Annotated in this window: 4 protein-coding genes; 1 reads left to right on the forward strand and 3 read right to left on the reverse strand. The window is 42.6% G+C overall.

The window, feature by feature from the left end:
* The 3 genes from A3763_RS11685 to dksA all read right to left on the reverse strand — a co-directional run.
* Positions 1 to 210 (reverse strand): response regulator (locus A3763_RS11685; protein WP_156495058.1); only part of this gene is annotated, 210 nt, incomplete at its 3' end.
* A 93-nt stretch (positions 211 to 303) separates the two neighbouring features.
* Entirely contained in the window at positions 304 to 1161 is an 858-nt protein-coding gene (gluQRS, locus tag A3763_RS11690) for a tRNA glutamyl-Q(34) synthetase GluQRS (RefSeq protein ID WP_068506845.1), read from the reverse strand.
* A 48-nt stretch (positions 1162 to 1209) separates the two neighbouring features.
* Positions 1210 to 1647: an RNA polymerase-binding protein DksA gene (gene dksA, locus A3763_RS11695; protein WP_068510075.1), complete on the reverse strand. Its 438-nt coding sequence runs from the start codon at positions 1645 to 1647 to the stop codon at positions 1210 to 1212.
* Positions 1648 to 1954: 307 nt separating this feature from the next.
* On the opposite strand from dksA, the gene A3763_RS11700 reads away from it, so the two are divergent.
* Positions 1955 to 2310, forward strand: a 356-nt coding sequence (locus A3763_RS11700) for a response regulator (RefSeq protein WP_068760057.1), incomplete at its 3' end; no start/stop codon positions are given.

Genomic DNA, 2310 nt, shown 5'->3' on the forward strand with positions numbered 1-2310 from the left:
TACGCCCTGAGCTAATTTTATAATATCTGTCCCGGGCTGGTTGGGCAGGTGGATATCCGAAATGATTAAATCAAAAGAGGGTAGCGCATAAGTTTCAGCGGCCTCGTTGACTGATGATGCGACATCAACCTGGTGTAAAGCATCTTCTAGAAAATTTTGTAAACCCGCGCGGTGATCAATGTCATCTTCAATGATTAATATTCGGCGCATGTAGCCCTGCTTAAATTAGGTTTAGTTGCTTTATTGTGTGGACGAAGAATCATAACTTATTTTGACTTCATACCAAAGCTGGCACGCGAAAACTCAATATGGAGATGGAAGCTCTTTAACTCGTGAGAGAACTTTAGGGTTCCAGTGTTCAATGGCAGTTTCTAGCATTTGAGGGATAGATAAGCATTTTGATGATATCTCAATCCCCAACAGCCTAAAGATACAGCTCAAATTCTCTTTGGCTTGGAGAGAAGAGACGGCCTTCGCGTGGTTTTGTTTACTCAGCTTCTGACCTTTAGCAGATAGTACCGGGAAATGAGAGAATTCGGGAGGCTTATAGTCAAGCGCTTGATAGAGTGCCAATTGCATGGGAGTAGAGAAGAGTAGGTCGTAGCCTCTTACGACATGTGTAATATTCTGTCGGTGATCATCATTAACCACAGCTAGTTGATAAGCATAAAAGCTTTCTTTACGCTTAAGAACAAAATCATCATCTAGTTTATACGAGTGTTCACCTTGCATGCCGTCATGCCAATAATATAGTTCTTCGGTATTCCTAAACTTCTGAGCACAGTTTTGCTTATCGACAGACTGGCGTAGGCAAGCTTCATTGTGTCGACCACCGTTTGTAGCCAAGTATTTTCGACTACAGGGGCAATAGAAAATTGCTTTTCTTAAGTCCAGTTTTGTTAACAAGCTTTCGTATTCAGCACTATGTGCTGATTGAAAAACTATTGGTTCATCCGAGAATAAATGGTGGGCTTCAAGTGTCTCGATAATTTGCTGGCTAGCGCCGGGTGCTTCACGTAAGGGGTCAATATCTTCAATTCTTACAAGCCAGGTACCCGAATTTCTCCTTGCCTCTAAATAGGAAACCAAGGCAGCGAAGAGTGAACCAAAGTGTAAAGGGCCGGTAGGGGACGGAGCAAAGCGACCGCGATATGAGCTCATAGATCTAAGGATATTGGGTAGGAGTAGCTCCCACCCAATCTATCAGGATTAAATTCCTGTTTGGCGCTCTTTAATTTCAGCGAGCGTTTTACAGTCGATGCATAGGGTTGCAGTAGGTCGTGCTTCAAGCCGACGAATACCGATCTCTACACCGCAAGAATCGCAAAAGCCATAGTCATCATCTTCGATGCGGTCTAAGGTTTTATCGATCTTCTTGATTAGCTTACGCTCACGATCACGTGTTCGAAGCTCAAGACTGAACTCCTCTTCTTGTGTCGCTCGGTCACTTGGATCTGCATAGTTAGAAGCGTCTTCTTTCATATAATGCACAGTACGATCTACTTCTTCCATTAGCTCAAGCTTCCAAGCTAAAAGGATTTGGCGAAAGTGCTCGCCCTGTTCATCGTTCATGTACTCCTCACCGTCTTTTTCGACGTAAGGGGTGAAATTCGTCATTTCTTGGGATTTTTGTTGGTTTTCCGGCATAACATTCTTCTCATTGTTACTTACTGATTGCTTCTCGTTGGCAAGCCGGGACAACGAGATTCCATTTAGCATATTAAAAAGCTAAGCCCACAAAAATTAGCAGAAACAATCAAATTAAGCCAATTTTTCTTATACGAATGTAGAATTGGCAACATATTCTTTGTATAAAAAGATCATGATCGGCAGCTGAAGCAGGAAATAAAAGACAAGTGAGTGATTCGAGCTATACTGAAGTTCTAAGCGAAGGTTTTGATCTCTAAGACGAGACAAAGCTGAAAAGCAAATTCAAATTTTGCAGGATGAACGAATGTCCCAAAAAAGTATTATGCTCGTTGATGATAGTCGCATATCGCGCCTGATGCTGAAAGCTATTATCAGTGCGCACTATCCAGATTGGAGTGTGACTGAAGCTGAAGATGCCCGAAAGGCACTGAAGCTATGTCAGAGTGGTCAGTTTGATTTTATTACTTTAGATATGAATATGCCGGGAGTTGATGGCCTGACGATATCGCCGGAACTTCAAGAAGCGTGCCCAAGCGCGAAAATCGCTTTATTAACAGCGAATTTTCAGGAGCGAGTCCAGGAGCAAGCTGCAGAGCAGGGCCTTAGCTTCATTCCAAAGCCGATTACTGAGGATAAAATAATCGATTATCTTAAGAAATG

The sequence above is a fragment of the Oleiphilus sp. HI0128 genome, from assembly GCF_001635365.1.